Origin of the sequence: Staphylococcus sp. FSL W8-1207, from assembly GCF_038003745.1 — a bacterium.
Taxonomy (GTDB): Bacteria; Bacillota; Bacilli; order Staphylococcales; family Staphylococcaceae; genus Staphylococcus; species Staphylococcus equorum.
Genome location: NZ_JBBOPU010000001.1, coordinates 234,379 through 251,278 on the forward strand (window position 1 = coordinate 234,379; position 16,900 = coordinate 251,278).

Below are 16,900 nucleotides of genomic sequence, written 5' to 3' on the forward strand. Positions count from 1 at the left end.
TTATGTTTAAACAAATTATGGCAGCAATCGTCGCATGTATTATTGCAGTGGGCTTTTCTAAAAGTGCAGATGCTCACGTAACGCTAAATCCAGATACGAGTGAACCGGGTTCATATGAAAAGTATGATGTCAGAGTTCCAGTCGAAAAAGAAGCAAATACGACTAAAATTGAATTAAAAGTACCGAAAGAACTTACAGTAGTTGGTGTTGAACCTAATGATCAATTTGATCATAAATTAACTAAAGATGATGATGGTAATATTACGAAAATTACTTGGACGGCAAAAGATAAAGGCATTGGCCCAAATGAATTCATCGATTTACCAATCCAAGTGGCGAACCCTGAAAAAGAAGGCGAATTTAAATGGGATGCTTATCAAACATACGATGATGGTGAAACTGTTAAATGGACAGGAGATGAAGATGCAGAAAAACCTGCACCTATTACTAAAGTAGCTATGGGGAACGAAGATACTGCTGGAAGCAGTCAATCTAGTAATGGCCCAATAGCACTATGGATTGTATCTATTGTTGCAATCATTTTGTCGTTAGTAGCAATCTTTAAAAAGACAGCTAAATAAAATAGGTGTATAAAGTTATTTAATAAAATAAATAAAAAGACGAGTCATCTTAAAAATATGACTTGTCTTTTTAATGAGTAAGTTTGTTGAATTGTCACTGTAATTTTTTTAAAATATCCTATAATAGTTATAAGGAGGAGTCTCGATGCGCAGAATATTGTATGCTTTTTTAGTCTATACAATCTTAGGTTTACTAAGTGGGTTTTATTATCGTGAATTAACGTTAGCGTATGATTTTACTGGTGAAACACAACTTGTAGTTGTACACACACATACGTTGATATTAGGTATGTTTATGCATCTTATTTTATTACCTGTAACAAAAGTCTTTAATTTAAGTAGTTATTATCTATTTAATTGGTTCTACATTATATTTAACCTAGGTGTATTAACAACAATTGGGATGATGTTTACTAAAGGGACATATCAAGTCATAGGTAAAACAGTACCAGAATCATTTGCAGGATTTGCTGGTATCGGACATACAATTTTAACAGCAGGATTTATTTTATTATTCTTCTTGTTAAAAGGTGCAATTATCAAAGATCCTAAAAATGAAAAATAAATTGTAATGCTACATTAAGTATGATCATAAATTTAAAAAGAATCTGGGAGATAAGTACATGTCCCAGATTCTTTCATTATATTAGCAGTGGCTGATTGAATTGAAAAAGCACTTCAGCTTTTATACGTCATTTCTAATCAGCTTTGCCGGGGTGGTTCCACTCCTTTATTTTCTAGATGAGAAACTTCGTTAATAAAGTATAATCTAAGAAAAATGACCGTATCGTTATATCCATTTTAAGTATACAAATTAATGTAAAATGTACTGGAAATAACAGCGTTTCCATTGATAATCGTTATCATTTCAAGCATAATAGTATCAAGAGAAAAGATAGATTTTGGGAGGATTCATTATGAATGACGTTATAATTATTGGTGGTGGACCAGCAGGGTTGTATGCAAGTTTCTATGCGGGTTTACGAGGTATGAGTGTTAGAATTATTGATATACAAGATAAACTTGGTGGGAAAATGCATGTTTACCCTGAAAAAATTATATGGGACATTGGCGGTTTAGCGCCTAAACCATGTGGCGAAGTAATTAAAGATACGGTTACACAAGGTTTACATTTTAATCCTGAAGTCAATTTGGAAGAACGTGTCTTAGACATTAGAAAAATAGCGGAACAACATTTTGAAATTGAAACGGATAAGCATAATATTTATGACGCCAAATCTGTCATCATTGCAATAGGCGGTGGTATTATTAATCCTAAGCAATTAGATATCAAAGATGCAGAGCGCTATAAACTAACGAATTTACATTATGTAGTACAATCATTGAAAAAGTTTAAAAATAAAAACGTATTGATTTCAGGCGCTGGGAATTCTGCATTAGATTGGGCAAATGATTTAAGTGGTTATGCCAAAAGTGTCACACTTATTTATCGTAAAACAGATATTAAAGGCTATGAGGCAATGAAAGATGTGTTGGATAAATTAGAAGTTGAAAAATTACCTAACACACATATTCATCAACTTATTGGTGATTCTACACAAACTAAAATTGAACAGGTTATTTTAGAAAATACAGAAACGAAAGAACAAATTGCTAAAACATTTGATGAAGTAATTATTAGTCATGGCTTTGATCATGAAAACACATTACTAGAAGAATCTTCAACTCAAGTTGATATGTTTAACGAATATAGTATTAAAGGTTTTGGTAATACATCTACGAGTATTGAAGGGCTGTATGCATGTGGTGATATTATCTATCACGAGGCAAAAGCACATCTTATTGCTAGTGCATTTAGTGATGCAGCTAATGCCGCAAACTTAGCTAAATTATATGTCGAGCCTAAAGCCACACCTGAGGGTTATGTATCTAGTCACAATGATGTGTTTAAAGAATCAAATAAAGTGGTTATGAAAAAATATCTATAAAACAAAAGTAAGCTAAGAAGCTATGTGATATGGTAAATGTTACATAGTCTTTTTTTAGGAGTTGTTCGTAAATGATAGAAATAAAGCATAAAGCCCCAGCAGTTTCAGAGTATCGAAATTTACGCAAAATAGCAGGATTGAGTGAGAAATCACAAAAAGCAGCAGCAAAAGGTTTAGCTAATGCTTGTTTTGATGTATCAATTTATGATAATCAATTGCTTATTGGCATGGGGAGGGTAATTGGCGATGGTGGGACAGCGTTTCAAATTATTGATATAGCTGTTAATCCTAATTATCAAGGGCAAGGCTATGGCAAGTTGATTATGACAAATATTATGGCGTACATTTCTGCTGAAGCTGAACAAGGCACATATGTCAGTTTAATTGCTGACTATCCAGCAGATCAGCTATATGCACAATACGGTTTTATAACGACAGAACCGCATTCAGCAGGGATGTATCGAAAATATTAAAATATAATAAAGTTGGCTCAGCTAATAACATAAAAACACTTTCATTGAATACATTTTAATATGTATTCAATGAAAGTGTTTTTCTATGAAAAGAGTTACTTATTCAATAATTTTTAATATATTTATTTCTTTTGCCTTAATATGATGAATAATTTTTTATTTGAAAAATGGTAGTGATTTGCTCCTACTCCTGACTAGCTAATAAAGCAATAACCGATACAGGATGAAGTTGTGCACACAAAAAACGCGAACAAAAAAGCTGACGACAAAATCGTGAGATTTTGTCGTCAGCTTTTTTGTTCGCGTTTTTATATAATGAAATTATTTTGTTTCATTTATATTTGCTTCGTTTGCATTTGTTCTAGTACGTAATTCCGCTTCAATTTCTTCTAAGCTACGTCCACGAGTTTCTGGTAAGTATTTAATAACAAAGATTAAAGCTACAATACCAACAGCTGCGAATATTAAGAATACTTGTTCTACTGGTAATACTTCAGTCAAGAGTGGGAAGAATTGTGCAACTAATAAACTACCAATTGACAATACTAATGCTGCCAGACCCGTTGCTGCACCACGTGCACGCATTGGGAATAATTCTGGTAACATAACCCATAGTACTGGTCCCCAAGTGAAACCAAAGAATATAATAAATAGAGTTAAACAAGCAACAATAATCCAAGCTGATGATTGAATTCCCATTGACCATATTAAGATAGCCATGATTAATAATGAAGCAACCATACCGATATTACCGATAATTAATAGACGTTTACGGTCAATTTTATCAATAATATTAATAGCGACAATTGTAACTAACACGTTCACTGCACCGATGCCGACTGTACCTAAAATAGAAGTAGCATCTCCTAATCCAGCTTTACTAAAAATAGTAGGTGCATAGTAAATGATTGCGTTAATACCTATGATTTGTTGCAGTAAGGCAAACACACAACCAATTAACAGAGTAGGTCTTAACCAAGCTGATTTTAAGACATTCCAAGTGCTGTCTGAAACCTTGTTGATTTCTTTCATATCAGCAATTTCTTTATCTATTTCATTATGTTTAAATGTTAATTTCATAACGTCTCGAGCAGCTTTTTCGCTTCGATGTTCAAGTAACCATCTTGGACTTTCAGGCATAAATGCTACACCGATAAGCAAGATGATAGAAGGTACAATAGCAAGACCTAACATCCATCTCCAGCCTTCAATTGGTGTGAAAGCGTAGTTGATTAAATATGATGATAAAATACCAATTGTAATCATTAATTGGTTTAATGAACTTAATGATCCACGTTGTTCTGTTGGTGCCATTTCAGATAAGTATACTGGAACGATTGCGGTAGAACCACCAACGGCTAACCCAATAACTAGACGACCAAGTACTAAGATTTGCATTGATGGTGCTAATGCTAGTATTAATGCTCCGACAATGTAAATGATTGCTATGATAAACACAACACGTCTACGTCCAAGTCTGTCGGACATTGGTCCACTCGCTCCCGAACCAACAATTGCCCCAACGAGCATAGATGAAACGACTAAACCTTCTGTAAAACTATTTAAAGGAATATCATCTTTTATAAATAATAAAGCACCAGATATGACTCCCATGTCATAACCGTAGAGTAATCCACCTAAGGCACCAAGGAAAAAGATGAGTTTCTTATTTATTTTCATTCCCAAACCCTCCTGATTTAATTCGATAGATATAAGTATACGCTTTCACATATTGGTTGTAAATATTAAAGTATAAGATTTTTATTAATTCATATGTGTTTATATCAAACGGAATATTTTCTATATGTGAATAAAAATGAATTTATATTTAAAATGCAAAAACCCCTACTTCAAAATATGAATTGAAGTAGGGGTAAGGAATTATTGTTTTACTATGCTTCGAAATCGATTACGATACGGCCAGAATTGTTATGTTCAAGGACTTTTTTAATACTACCTTCGATATTGCTAAATTTGATTACTTGTTTAATTTCGTGTAAATGATCTGGTTTTAAGTCTCTAGCTAATCGACGCCAGATATGTTTACGTTGTTTCATTTCAGTATAAACTGAATCAATACCTATAATACTAGTACCTCTTAATATGAAAGGAAATACTGAACTATCAAATTTATGACCACCAGTCATACCGATTACTGCGATACTTCCATTATAATCTATTTGTTTGATAATCTGAGATAAGCTTTCGCCACCTACAGGATCAATTGCTCCTTGCCAAGTACGTTTGCCAAGGAGTTTATTATCAGTTTCGCTAATACGAGGTATAACTTCTTTTGCACCGAGTGATTTAAGTTTTTCTTCAACATCTGATTTACCTGTGCTCGCTACAACATCAAAGCCAATAGAATCTAACATCATAACAGCAAGTGTTCCAACACCACCTGTAGCACCACGTACAAGTACGTCATCTTTTTCAACTGAAAGTCCGTTACGCTCTAATTTCTCTATTGCTAATCCTGCTGTATAACCAGCTGTTCCGTAAATCATAGCCTCTTCCAGTGTTAAATCTTTAGGTAATGGCACGATCCATTCTTCTTTGACACGAGCATATTCACTAAATCCACCATAATGACTGCTCCCTAAATCGTAACCTGTTACGATTACTTCTTCGCCAGGTTCGAATGCATGCGTATCAGAATGTTCTATTACACCTGCTAAATCAATACCTGGAACCATTGGATAAGTATTAACAACTTTTGAATTTTCAACCGTTGCTAATGCATCTTTATAATTGATACCTGAGTACTTAACCTTAATCAGCACTTCACCTTCTGGAAGGTCATCTATAGTTATATCTTTAAATTGATTTGTTACTTTGCCGTCCTGTTCGTCGACCACAAAAGCTTTAAATGATTCAGTCATTGCCTTAGGGCACTCCCTTATGTATATATTTATGCACAATTAAAAAACTAGAATCAACTTTATCACGTAATTGCAAATTACACAATAAGGCTAGACATAAGGTTTTAGAAGTAAGCGCTTCAAAGTCAAAAACATTTGGTTTTGTTACAAGATGAGAATTATTGTAAATATACTCTTGCGAAAATGGCGGAATTATGAAAAATTTATAGTAAAATTATCCTTATTTTAGTATAATAAATAACAAATATTAATAGAAATAGAGGTGGAATCATGACCCACTGTATTGAACATGTTAAACAATCTGAAGTTAACATGTTGAGAGATTTGTGTATGACAACGTTTAGAACAACATTTGAGGAGGGAGAATATTCTGATGAAGATTTCAAACATTACTTTAATGAAGCATATGCTGTCGAACAATTAAAAAAAGAGTTACTAAATAAAAATTCTTTCACTTACTTTTATAAAGAAAATAATAAAGTTATTGGCTATTTTAAATTGAATATTAATGAGGCTCAAACGGAAGCTATGGGTAATGATTATCTTGAACTACAACGTATTTATTTTTTACCTCAAGCGCAAGGTAGTGGTAAAGGTAAAAGTGTCTTTGATTTTGCAGTGGCTAAAGCAAAAGATTTGAACAAATCAAAGCTTTGGTTAGGTGTATGGGAGCATAATACGCAAGCTTATCGATTTTATCAAAAACAAGGGCTTGCAGTGACTGGAGAACATCAATTTTATACAGGTTCTATTATCGATACGGATTTAATTATGGAGAAATATTTATAAATAGCATGAATTGGATCAAATAAATTAATGAATAATTAAGTAACAATTTAAATATCGTAAATTAAGTTAACTTATTAAGCTGATAATAATGTAAATTAAAGTTTTGAAGTTTTTAGTTCTCATTAAATTTATATTTTCTTTCAAAAGAATTTTGACAAAAGATGTTTATTTTTAAATTTATAGTGAATAACATACTAATTCTCATCTAACTTATTGGCAAATTAATACATATGGCTAAACTATTAAGTTATGAGTATTAAAACATAAGGAGGTTTTCTATATGAAAAAATTATTAGCAGGGGCGCTGACACTATCTTTAGCTTTAGCTGCTTGTTCAAATGGTGGCGATGACGAAAGTAATAACAAAGACGATAGTTCAGATGACAAAAAATCTAGCGAAGACCAATCAAAAGATTCTAAGAATGATGACAAGAAGAGCAATGATAGCTCTGACAAAGATTCAGACAGTAAATCTGGTGACAGCAATTCAAGCGATGATGATAGTTCTGATAGCAACAGTAATAGTGACTCAGATAGTAATAGTTCATCAAGCGACAGTGGAAATGCTTCAGATAGCAATGATTCAAATTCAAATGATAGTAATGGCGCTAACAGTTCTAATAGTGGCGATAGTGCTAATAGTTCAAGTGATGCAAATTCTAATAGCAATGCAGCTAACAGTGGTAGTAACGCTAATGATTCTGCAGATAGTGCAAATGCAAACGGTGCAAATGGTAATGCGAATGCAAACAATGATGCATCAAACAATGCGAATACAAACAATGGAAACAATGGTACAGCAAATTCAGGGACATCAGAATATGTACCACCGTACCAAGGACAAAATGCGGTTCCAGTTTCACAAAATATTTCGTCAGGAACTGTTGATAATCAAGCCGCATTACAGAATTTACCTAACTTCCAAAACTCATTAAATAATGCAATGGCAGAAGTTAACTCAATTAATGGTCAATCTAATCCTTATAATGATTATGCCATTGAAGGAAGCGAAGGTAATTATAGTTATATCTTTAGTTTCCAAAATCAAGCTGAACCGGGAACATACGCAATTGCTACAGTAGATCAACAAGGAACTGTACGAGTTGTAGATCCAGCTTATCATCAATAATAAATTGAAGTAGTAATCATACACACAAAAAATAGGCTAGGAGCTCTCATTACTGTAATGAGGTTTCCTAGCCTTTTTATTATATGATTAACGATATTTCTATATTAGTTATATGTTTTATTACACTTTTTAATAATATGAGACAGTGTTTCAAAAGCATGATTATCTTTATTGATAAAGGGATTGGAATGAATCTCTGTCATTTGATGACTAATTAAATCATTTAACAAAGCCTTAGCATCACTATATCTAACAGTAGCTAATGAATGCATAACTTCATCATAAACTCCACGTTCAGCAATGTATTTAGCGTGATTTGGTGTGTACTGACACACAGTTTTATTAATTGTTAATGCATCAAAAATAATAGAAGAATAGTCTGTGAGTACAATGTCTGAAACTAATAATAAGTCTTGAACTTCTATATGTGGCGGTGCAAGAATTGCATTTTCAGGAATATAAGAAGCTTGATCTTCAATATGTCCTTTAAATATAACATTATATTTATTGAGTAATCCGTCACTAATAGGTAATAGATCTGAATCATCTTGGTGAGATTTCCATGTTGGCGCATAAAGTAAAGTTTCTTTTTCAGGGTCTAACTTCAATTCTCGTTTAATAAAAGAAATATAATGGTGATCCGTTTGTTTATCTAGCAAATATCTGATTCTAGGATAACCACAGTTTAAAATATGTGTTTGTTGTTGTGGAAAAGCAGATTTGAAATAATCAATAATGGATTCACTATCGCACACAAAATAATCTTGTTGTAACCACTTATTGTATTTACGTGCTCGATAATTGTAAATATTTAGATTTTGTGATGGTTCATTACTATCTAAAAACAGTTTTTTAATAGGTGTACCGTGCCAAAGCTGAATAATAGTTCCATTAGGTTTAAGTGTATCAGGAATATTACTTTCTAATATCACTACACATGCGCTTTCTATAAGATCTTTTGCTTTTGGATCATCTGGCTTGATGAAGTTTGGACCATTGACATCATCGGTTATAAAATATATTGGTAATTTTGAAAAATGCTTAGCAAAATGATTGAACAAGTAACGAGAGTTACCTCTAAAACCATAATCAAAACCTAAGAATACAATATGATTTTTAACTTTTGATGGATTTTTTTCATATATATAGCTTTTTTCTCGATGCTTTTTAACTGACTGGCGTTGCACAATATTGAAAAGCCAATGGGGCATTTTGAAACCTGTAGCATTCAACCATTTATCAGTAAAACGCATTTGTTCAGGCGCCAATGTTTCTTTCGTTTTAAATGGAAGCCCGTGTTTATGTTCATATGCCAATTTATTTAAATTAAATTTTGTCGTATTCAATGGTGTCAGTTTGTGTATATCTTTCCATATCTTGCTACTTGTAGTAAATGACTGACTGAAATCAAAAATGACATGACTGTCAGTAACAACATCATCTTGCAATAGTGATATTAAAGCTAAATCAAATAAATTTTGTATATTAAATTCATCTAAAATACGCTGCGTTGTTTCTATATGGAAAATGATGTTTGGATAGTGATTAATATTTTCTACCCAGTCATTAAATGAAATCTCTAATTTACCAAAATAACGACAATCATTTATGTATTGTTGGTTAACCGTATAGTCAGATACAATCGTGCAAGGCTTCAAATTAACTGCCTCAATCATATTTTGGTGTATTTTTATACTGTTGTTAATTACAACAAAATGTGTATAATCTTCTAGTGTTGCTTTTTTTAGTTGAGTTTCTAAATGTTGCCACTCAACTAATTCAATTTGTTTTATCATTAATATCCCTCTACTTAATCATTATTGTTACTATTTTACCACGGAGTGCACTTGAGATAAATGAATCCCTTGCAGAGCAGGTTTTAAAATTTTAAACTTCGTGTTACGCTAGAAAAAAATAATGAAAGTTTTAAAAAGTATATTGTATTTAATACAGAAAATGTTATAATTTCATTGTGAAAAAAATCACAATAACGAACTATGTCAATATAAATTTAAATAGAAAGAAGTAGTGAAGCAAATGTTTGTAGAAACTTTTAACCCCTTTAACAATGTATTAGTCTCATCTATCATTGCAGCGATTCCTATTATTTTATTCTTGTTATGCTTAACTGTATTTAGAATGAAAGGGATATATGCGTCAATTACTACTGTAGTCGTTACATTAATCATTGCAATATTGTGTTTTAAACTACCAGTAAGTATTGCTTCTGGTGCAGTTGTCGAAGGATTTTTCCAAGGTATCATACCTATTGGTTATATTGTTATCATGGCAGTATTATTATATAAAGTTACAACTGAAACAGGGCAGTTCCAAACTATCCAAGATAGTATATCTAGTATTTCACAAGACCAACGTATCCAATTATTACTTATTGGTTTTGCGTTTAATGGATTCTTAGAAGGCGCTGCAGGTTTTGGTGTGCCAATTGCAATATGTGCTCTTTTACTTACTCAACTTGGTTTCGCTCCATTACAAGCAGCGATGTTATGTTTAATTGCAAATGCTACAGCAGGGGCGTTTGGTGCGATTGGTTTACCTATCACTGTAATTAACACTTTAGGATTACCAGAAGATATTACAGGTATGGCAGTATCGCAAATGTCTACGCTCACTTTATTTATTATGAATATGGCAGTACCATTCCTATTAATATGGATTATTGATGGTTTCAAAGGTATTAAAGAAACGTTACCAGCCATCTTAATTGTAAGTATTACTTATACAGTATTACAAGCTGTAATTACATTATTTGTTGGACCTGAATTAGCAGATATTATTCCACCATTAGGTGCAATGTTAGCATTAGCTTTATTTTCTAAAAAATTCCAACCAAAACATATCTTTAGAATTAATAAAGAAGAAAAACCACAAGAAATTGACCAACATAAAGCGAAAGAAATTGTTTATGCATGGAGCCCGTTTTTCATTTTAACAGTATTTGTAATGATATGGAGTGCACCAAACTTCAAAGCACTGTTTGAGCCAGGTGGCGCATTAGAAGCGTTCGTCTTTAACATCACATTGCCGGGCACTTATAGTGAGATTGCAAATAAAGCAATTAGTCTTCCATTAAACATAATTGGTCAAACAGGTACAGCCATTCTTTTAGTAATAATTATTACTATTTTAATGTCTAAACGTGTTGGTTTTGCTGATGGTGGTCGACTATTTAAACTTTCATTTAAAGAACTTTGGTTACCAATTATCACAATATGTTTTATCTTAGTAATTTCAAAACTTATGACGTATGCAGGATTAAGTAATGTAATTGGTGAAGGTATTGCAAAAACAGGCGCTATATTCCCATTACTATCTCCAATTTTAGGTTGGATTGGTGTCTTTTTAACTGGATCAGTGACAAATAATAATACGTTGTTTGCGCCGATTCAAGCAGCTGTTGCAAATAATATAGGAGCAAGTGGCGCGTTACTCGTTTCTGCCAATACTGTTGGTGGTGTAGCAGCGAAACTTATATCTCCACAATCTATTGCAATCGCAACTGCATCTGTACAACAAGTTGGTAAAGAATCTCAATTGTTGAAAATGACATTACGCTATAGTATTGCGATGCTCGTCTTCATATGTATTTGGACATTTATCTTGAATTTCTTTATTTAGAAATAAATAATATTTAGCTGTCGACAGAGTTCAGACTTTGTTGACAGTTTTTTGTTTTACGTAGATAGATCTAATTTATATAAATCTATAATTATTTGCCTAAATCAAAGTTTTATCTTGTAGTCTTCGATGAAAGATTGACCCGAATCACGATAGATATTTAACTATAAAAAAGATGTTGGAGTATAAATTGATATGCTCCAACATCTTTTTTATTTTGAATTAAGCATATTTGAAAACTGTTGATAAACAGCCTCAGGTGCATAAGTAGCTACGGTCTTGAAACCATTTTCTATAAGGACTTGTTCTTTGAATTCTTGATTGATTAGCCTACGCAGTTTATTCGACAATTCAGTCACGTTCTTATGATCTATTAAATAACCATTCACGTTATTTTTAATAATAGAATAGGGCCCAGCGTTCCCACTAAAGCTTACTACAATATTACTTTGGTTCATGGCTTCTAAGATAACCATGCCGAAACCTTCGTTACGTGAAGGAACCACTGTAATTTCACTAATTGCTAATTGTTCATTTAATTGTTGCGTTGAACCTTGTAGTAAAACAATATCTGATAAGTCATAGCGATCAATAAGTTGTTGTAATGCATCTCTTTCTTGTCCTTCTCCAAAGATGTGTACTTTATAGCCAAATTTTCTGACGATATGCTGAATGGGATTAATACTATCGATGAGTATGTCGAATCCTTTTTCATATTCTAAACGGCCAGCTGCAGTAATTATTTTTTCTTTTGTTTTATTAAGTCTAGGTTCATCTAAAATATTTGGAACAACATAAATAGGTGTTTGAATATAAGTTTGATATTTAATTTTATCTACAGTAGTAAGTGTAGTCACTTTATCTAAAGCGGTATATGCATCAATGATTTCTTGTTGAAATGCTTCAGGATGGGCTTCAAAATTCATATGCTCCATGCCGATAGTTTCAATGTTGTTTTGTGCATATTTTGCAATCAATATATTAAAACTGGCTCTAGTCCCGATTAAAACGTCTGTATCGATTTTACGAATGGATTTAATCATCTTTTTCTCTATATAACGTGAAAACTGGTTTAAACCTGGTTCATTTTTTGAAAGTACTTTAGGTTTAGAAAATGAAGTGTATTTATTAATACGGTTAAAAAGTAAATTTTTGAAATTTTTAGGGTGCAACTGATAATTGATTAAAGGTTTTATAACGATAGAATCATGGAGTTTGAAATAAGGTTTTAAATCACCTTTAAATATAGAAATGATTTCGACTTTATGACCTTTTTTAGCCAGTGTATTAGCTAATTGTGAAATAGATTTTACAGTACCTCCCATGGCATAGATATTATGCATGAAAAAAGTGATTGATTTCATCGGAAAACCTCCAAATGTTTCTTAACTTAAATTAGAATTCATTATATCATGAAATGTATAATGTGTTTTTATTAGTAGTATCAAACTTATTTCAGTATTTAAAAAGCATTTTAACGTCTTTTTAGAAGATATAATAGATTTTTTAACTAACAGTTTGGTTAACACATATTAACAAAATTTGTGTAGAATTACTGAAAGCCCTTTTTTCATAGGGCGATTACGTATATAATTAGAGAAGTATAAAGATATATTTCGTTATTTTTACATTTTAATCAATAATAACGGCAAAGTTTTTAATTTTTTAGTTATAGAAAACGCTTCATCCACTTTTCTAAAAGGATAAAGATAACGTTTCTATAAACATATATAAAAGGGGGACTGTGTTTGTTATGAGCACAAAACATAGCAAAACAGATGTCATCTTAATCGGTGGCGGTATCATGAGTGCAACATTAGGAACTATATTAAAAGAACTCGCACCAGAGAAAGAGATTAAGATGTATGAAAGGTTATCTACGCCAGCAGAAGAAAGTTCTAATGGTTGGAACAATGCGGGTACGGGTCACTCTGCATTATGTGAGTTGAATTATACAAAAGAAAATAAAGATGGTTCAATAGATATAAATAAGGCTGTAAAAATTAATGAACAATACCAAGTTACTAAACAATTTTGGAATTACTTAGTCAAACAAGGTCAACTTACGCAACCTGAAGCATTTATTAAGCCAGTACCTCACATGAGTTTTGTACAAGGTGTCCGTAATGTAGATTTCTTAAAAAGACGTGTAGACAGATTAAACAAAAATATTCTATTCAGTAATATGAAAATTACTGATAATAAAGATAAAATAGCTGATTGGGTACCATTGATGATGGAAGGTCGTACATCTCATGTACCAGTGGCAATGAGTTATGATAAAACTGGTACAGATGTTAACTTCGGTGCATTAACTAAAAAGTTATTTGAAAACTTAGAAGAAAAGCAAGTTGAATTAAATTATGAACATGAAGTACAAGATCTTAAACAACGTGAAGACGGTGTTTGGGAGATGAAAGTTAAAGATTTACAAACAGATATCGTGACATTTGTTGAAAGTGATTTCGTGTTCATCGGTGCTGGTGGTGCAAGTTTACAATTGCTACAAAAAACAGGTATTAAAGAATCGAAACATGTTGGTGGGTTCCCTGTAAGTGGCTTGTTCTTAGTATGTAAAGATGAATCAATTACAACGCAACATCTTGCTAAAGTATATGGAAAAGCTTCAGTAGGAGCACCACCAATGTCAGTACCACATTTAGACACACGTTACATAGATGGCAAACGTACAATATTATTTGGTCCATTTGCTGGATTTTCACCTAAATTCATGAAAACTGGTTCAAATATGGACTTAATTAAGTCTGTGAAACCAAACAACTTAATTACAATGCTGTCTGCAGGAATTAAAGAAATGAGTTTAACAAAATATTTAATTTCACAACTTACCCTTTCAAATGAAGAGCGTATGGAAGACTTACGTCAATTTGTTCCTAATGCTAAGAGTGAAGATTGGGAAATTGTTGTAGCTGGTCAACGTGTGCAAGTTATCAAAGATACAGAAAATGGTAAAGGAACATTGCAATTTGGTACCGAAGTTATAACTTCTGAAGACGGTTCATTGTCTGCATTGTTAGGTGCGTCGCCTGGTGCTTCTACAGCAGTAGATATCATGCTTGATATGCTTAAACGCTGCTATGGTGAAGAATTTAAACAATGGGAAGACAAAGTGAAAACAATGGTGCCTTCATATGGCATGAAACTATCAGATAATGAAGCACTTTATACGAAATTGAATGAAGAAATTACGAAAAATTTAAAAATAAATTAATATTGCTTTGGCATTGATATGATAATAAGCAATGAAAATAAGCGCACGGTTAATCTAGTATCATACTAGGCTAACCGTGCGCTTTTAATTTAACTTTTACGGATTTCGATAGAGAATGTAGTGCCCTTATTTTTTTCGCTTACTATGGATATCGTACCACCATGTAGTTCAAAAATGGCCTTAGCAATAGCAAGGCCTAAGCCATTACTATTGTCATGATTACTTGCTTTATAAAAACGTTCGAACAAACGTGATTGTGTTTCTTCAGTCATACCCTGACCATCGTCTGTAATTGTACACTTAATAGAATCTAAATCCTGCTTAAGTATAATATCTATTGTACCTCCTTGAACTGAATATTTAATGGCATTTGTAATGAGGTTTTGGAATGCTTGATGTAATAAGCGTTCGTTACCAACCATTTCAATATTTTCTAAATCTGACATGATGATTAAATCTTTTTCATTGGCAGAAAATTGTTCATGGCGAATAATTTGTTTTAAAAGTTGATTAAGTTCAATGTGATCTTTAAATTCAAGATGTGCACCATTATCAATTTCGGATAACAATAAAAGTTCTTTTGTTAATTCGCTAAGTTGTGTAGTGATTTGGTAAATATCATCAATATAGCGCTCACGTTCCTGATCGCTCTTAGCAAATTTGAGCTGATCAAGTAGATGATGAACATGTGTCAATGGTGTTTTGATTTCATGAGAAACGTTCTGAACGAAATGTTGTCTCATATCATCTAACTGTTTTAATGAAAGTCTCATCTTATCAAATCGATATTGTAACGTGCCTAATTCATCTTTACGTGTGATTTTAATTGCTGTATCAAAATTGCCTTGCATAAGACGTTCTGTCGCGTTTTTCAATTGTTGAATGGGTTTGATTAATGTATAAGTTGAAGAAATAACTAGGATGATAGAGATAATGAGTAATAACGATATTAGTATCGCTAAGAATATTCTAAATTCACTAAATGTTTTACCGATATCAGGTCTCATGAAGACGGCATAGTTTTGACCTTCGGATTCAAAAGCAATACCTACTGTATTTTGAGTAGTATTTTCAAAAAAACCAGTAATAATAGGCGTGTAAGGTAAATTTTTAATACCATGATAATCTTTACCGTTTAATACACTTTGAACATCTTGTTGTGCTATATTATCTTTTCTGAATGCTTCACCATAGTATGTTCTTTTTCCATTTTCTGAAATAGTCATAATTTGGTAATTCATTTCACCTAAATGTTTGAAAAATGGTGGATGACTATCAATTTTTGATTCTTTTTGATATTCCATCGAATCTTTTAAAGTACGCATAATTTTTGCGTCATTATTTTCTTTCAAAAAATTATGATAAATAATATTTGTACATAAAAAACTGACTACTGCACTGAAGAGCATAACAACAATAGTATACACTGCAATGCGTGTATAGAGTGATTTAAACATGATCATCCACCTTATAACCCAATCCACGCACTGTATGAATTGTTACTGATGCTTCCAATTTTTCAAGCCTTTTTCTAAGGCGTTTAATATGAACATCGACAGTGCGCTCATCACCTTCATAATCAAATCCCCATATTTTTTCTATTAAATCATCACGGTTAAAAACTTGTCTTGGATGAGAAGCAAGGATAAATAGCAATTGGAATTCTTTATTAGGCAAATTCATTGTTTTAGAATCTGTCTGTAATTCTAAATACGCTTGATTAAGCGTCAGGTTGCCAATAGTAATTTCACTATTAGCATTAATGTTATAGCGCTTCAGCACAGCTTTAATTCTGAAAATGAGCTCTTTTACTTCGAAAGGTTTCGTGACATAGTCATCTGTGCCTGTTAAATAAGCTTGTTCTTTATCACTTAGCGCATCGCGCGCAGTTAACATGATAACTGGCATATCGTAATCTTCTTTTAAAATTTTACAGAGCTCAAAACCGCTCATGCCACCCATCATAATATCTACAATGGCAATGTCTACTAGATTTGATTCTAGATAGGACAGTGCGTCTTCAGCGCTTGATTGCGTAATTGTTTCTAATCCTTCACGACGAATATAATTAGAAACATACTCTAATATTTTTTTGTCATCATCGACAATAAGACAAGTTGTCATGGGCAATGTCTCCTTCTTCATTTTATTGTCATTATAAACGTTACTCATAGACTTCACAAATAACAAAAGTTTTTAAAAAATGAACATAAGTTCATATTGAGT

At 32.3% G+C, this 16,900-nt stretch carries 14 protein-coding genes; 8 read left to right on the plus strand and 6 right to left on the minus strand.

Annotated features, from left to right (window positions below):
• The first annotated feature begins 2 nt into the window (after positions 1-2).
• From NSR03_RS01075 to NSR03_RS01090, 4 genes are all read left to right on the plus strand, one after another.
• Positions 3-581 carry a YcnI family copper-binding membrane protein gene (locus NSR03_RS01075; protein WP_069813286.1) on the plus strand — a complete coding sequence of 193 codons (579 nt, stop codon included), beginning with the start codon at positions 3-5 and terminating at the stop codon, positions 579-581.
• A 145-nt stretch (positions 582-726) separates the two neighbouring features.
• Positions 727-1,146, plus strand: coding sequence for a DUF2871 domain-containing protein (locus NSR03_RS01080; RefSeq protein ID WP_002506833.1), 420 nt, complete (start codon positions 727-729; stop codon positions 1,144-1,146).
• A gap of 352 nt (positions 1,147-1,498) precedes the next feature.
• On the plus strand, positions 1,499-2,530 hold the full coding sequence (locus NSR03_RS01085; RefSeq protein ID WP_069813284.1) for an NAD(P)/FAD-dependent oxidoreductase: 1,032 nt from the start codon (positions 1,499-1,501) through the stop codon (positions 2,528-2,530).
• A gap of 71 nt (positions 2,531-2,601) precedes the next feature.
• Complete coding sequence (locus NSR03_RS01090; protein WP_002506835.1) at positions 2,602-3,003, plus strand: GNAT family N-acetyltransferase; 402 nt, start codon at positions 2,602-2,604, stop codon at positions 3,001-3,003.
• Between the two features lie 321 nt (positions 3,004-3,324).
• Here NSR03_RS01090 and NSR03_RS01095 read toward each other — a convergent pair whose 3' ends face one another.
• A complete protein-coding gene (locus NSR03_RS01095; protein WP_021338488.1) occupies positions 3,325-4,683 on the minus strand; it encodes a glucose transporter GlcP in 1,359 nt (452 codons plus the stop codon).
• 212 nt (positions 4,684-4,895) lie between these two features.
• The gene (locus tag NSR03_RS01100) at positions 4,896-5,885 is read right to left on the minus strand and encodes an acrylyl-CoA reductase family protein (RefSeq protein ID WP_069813282.1); all 990 of its coding nucleotides are present in this window, start codon (positions 5,883-5,885) and stop codon (positions 4,896-4,898) included.
• Positions 5,886-6,155: 270 nt separating this feature from the next.
• On the opposite strand from NSR03_RS01100, the gene NSR03_RS01105 reads away from it, so the two are divergent.
• Both NSR03_RS01105 and NSR03_RS01110 read left to right on the plus strand, forming a co-directional pair.
• Positions 6,156-6,674, plus strand: coding sequence for a GNAT family N-acetyltransferase (locus NSR03_RS01105; RefSeq protein ID WP_069813280.1), 519 nt, complete (start codon positions 6,156-6,158; stop codon positions 6,672-6,674).
• Between the two features lie 280 nt (positions 6,675-6,954).
• A complete protein-coding gene (locus NSR03_RS01110) occupies positions 6,955-7,803 on the plus strand; it encodes a hypothetical protein (protein WP_069813278.1) in 849 nt (282 codons plus the stop codon).
• Between the two features lie 104 nt (positions 7,804-7,907).
• Here the strand turns inward: NSR03_RS01110 and NSR03_RS01115 are convergent, their stop codons facing one another.
• Entirely contained in the window at positions 7,908-9,599 is a 1,692-nt protein-coding gene (locus NSR03_RS01115) for a CDP-glycerol glycerophosphotransferase family protein (RefSeq protein ID WP_069813276.1), read from the minus strand.
• A gap of 241 nt (positions 9,600-9,840) precedes the next feature.
• On the opposite strand from NSR03_RS01115, the gene NSR03_RS01120 reads away from it, so the two are divergent.
• Positions 9,841-11,442: an L-lactate permease gene (locus NSR03_RS01120; protein ID WP_002506841.1), complete on the plus strand. Its 1,602-nt coding sequence runs from the start codon at positions 9,841-9,843 to the stop codon at positions 11,440-11,442.
• A gap of 212 nt (positions 11,443-11,654) precedes the next feature.
• Here NSR03_RS01120 and NSR03_RS01125 read toward each other — a convergent pair whose 3' ends face one another.
• Entirely contained in the window at positions 11,655-12,806 is a 1,152-nt protein-coding gene (locus NSR03_RS01125) for a glycosyltransferase family 4 protein (RefSeq protein WP_069813274.1), read from the minus strand.
• A 389-nt stretch (positions 12,807-13,195) separates the two neighbouring features.
• On the opposite strand from NSR03_RS01125, the gene mqo reads away from it, so the two are divergent.
• Complete coding sequence (mqo, locus tag NSR03_RS01130) at positions 13,196-14,674, plus strand: malate dehydrogenase (quinone) (RefSeq protein ID WP_069813272.1); 1,479 nt, start codon at positions 13,196-13,198, stop codon at positions 14,672-14,674.
• A gap of 89 nt (positions 14,675-14,763) precedes the next feature.
• On the opposite strand, the gene NSR03_RS01135 is transcribed toward mqo, so the two are convergent.
• Positions 14,764-16,131, minus strand: a complete 1,368-nt coding sequence (locus NSR03_RS01135; protein ID WP_002506844.1) for a sensor histidine kinase — start codon at positions 16,129-16,131, stop codon at positions 14,764-14,766.
• The gene (locus tag NSR03_RS01140; RefSeq protein ID WP_021338481.1) at positions 16,124-16,798 is read right to left on the minus strand and encodes a response regulator transcription factor; all 675 of its coding nucleotides are present in this window, start codon (positions 16,796-16,798) and stop codon (positions 16,124-16,126) included. Before NSR03_RS01140 ends, NSR03_RS01135 begins: the two co-directional genes overlap by 8 nt.
• Positions 16,799-16,900: the final 102 nt, after the last annotated feature.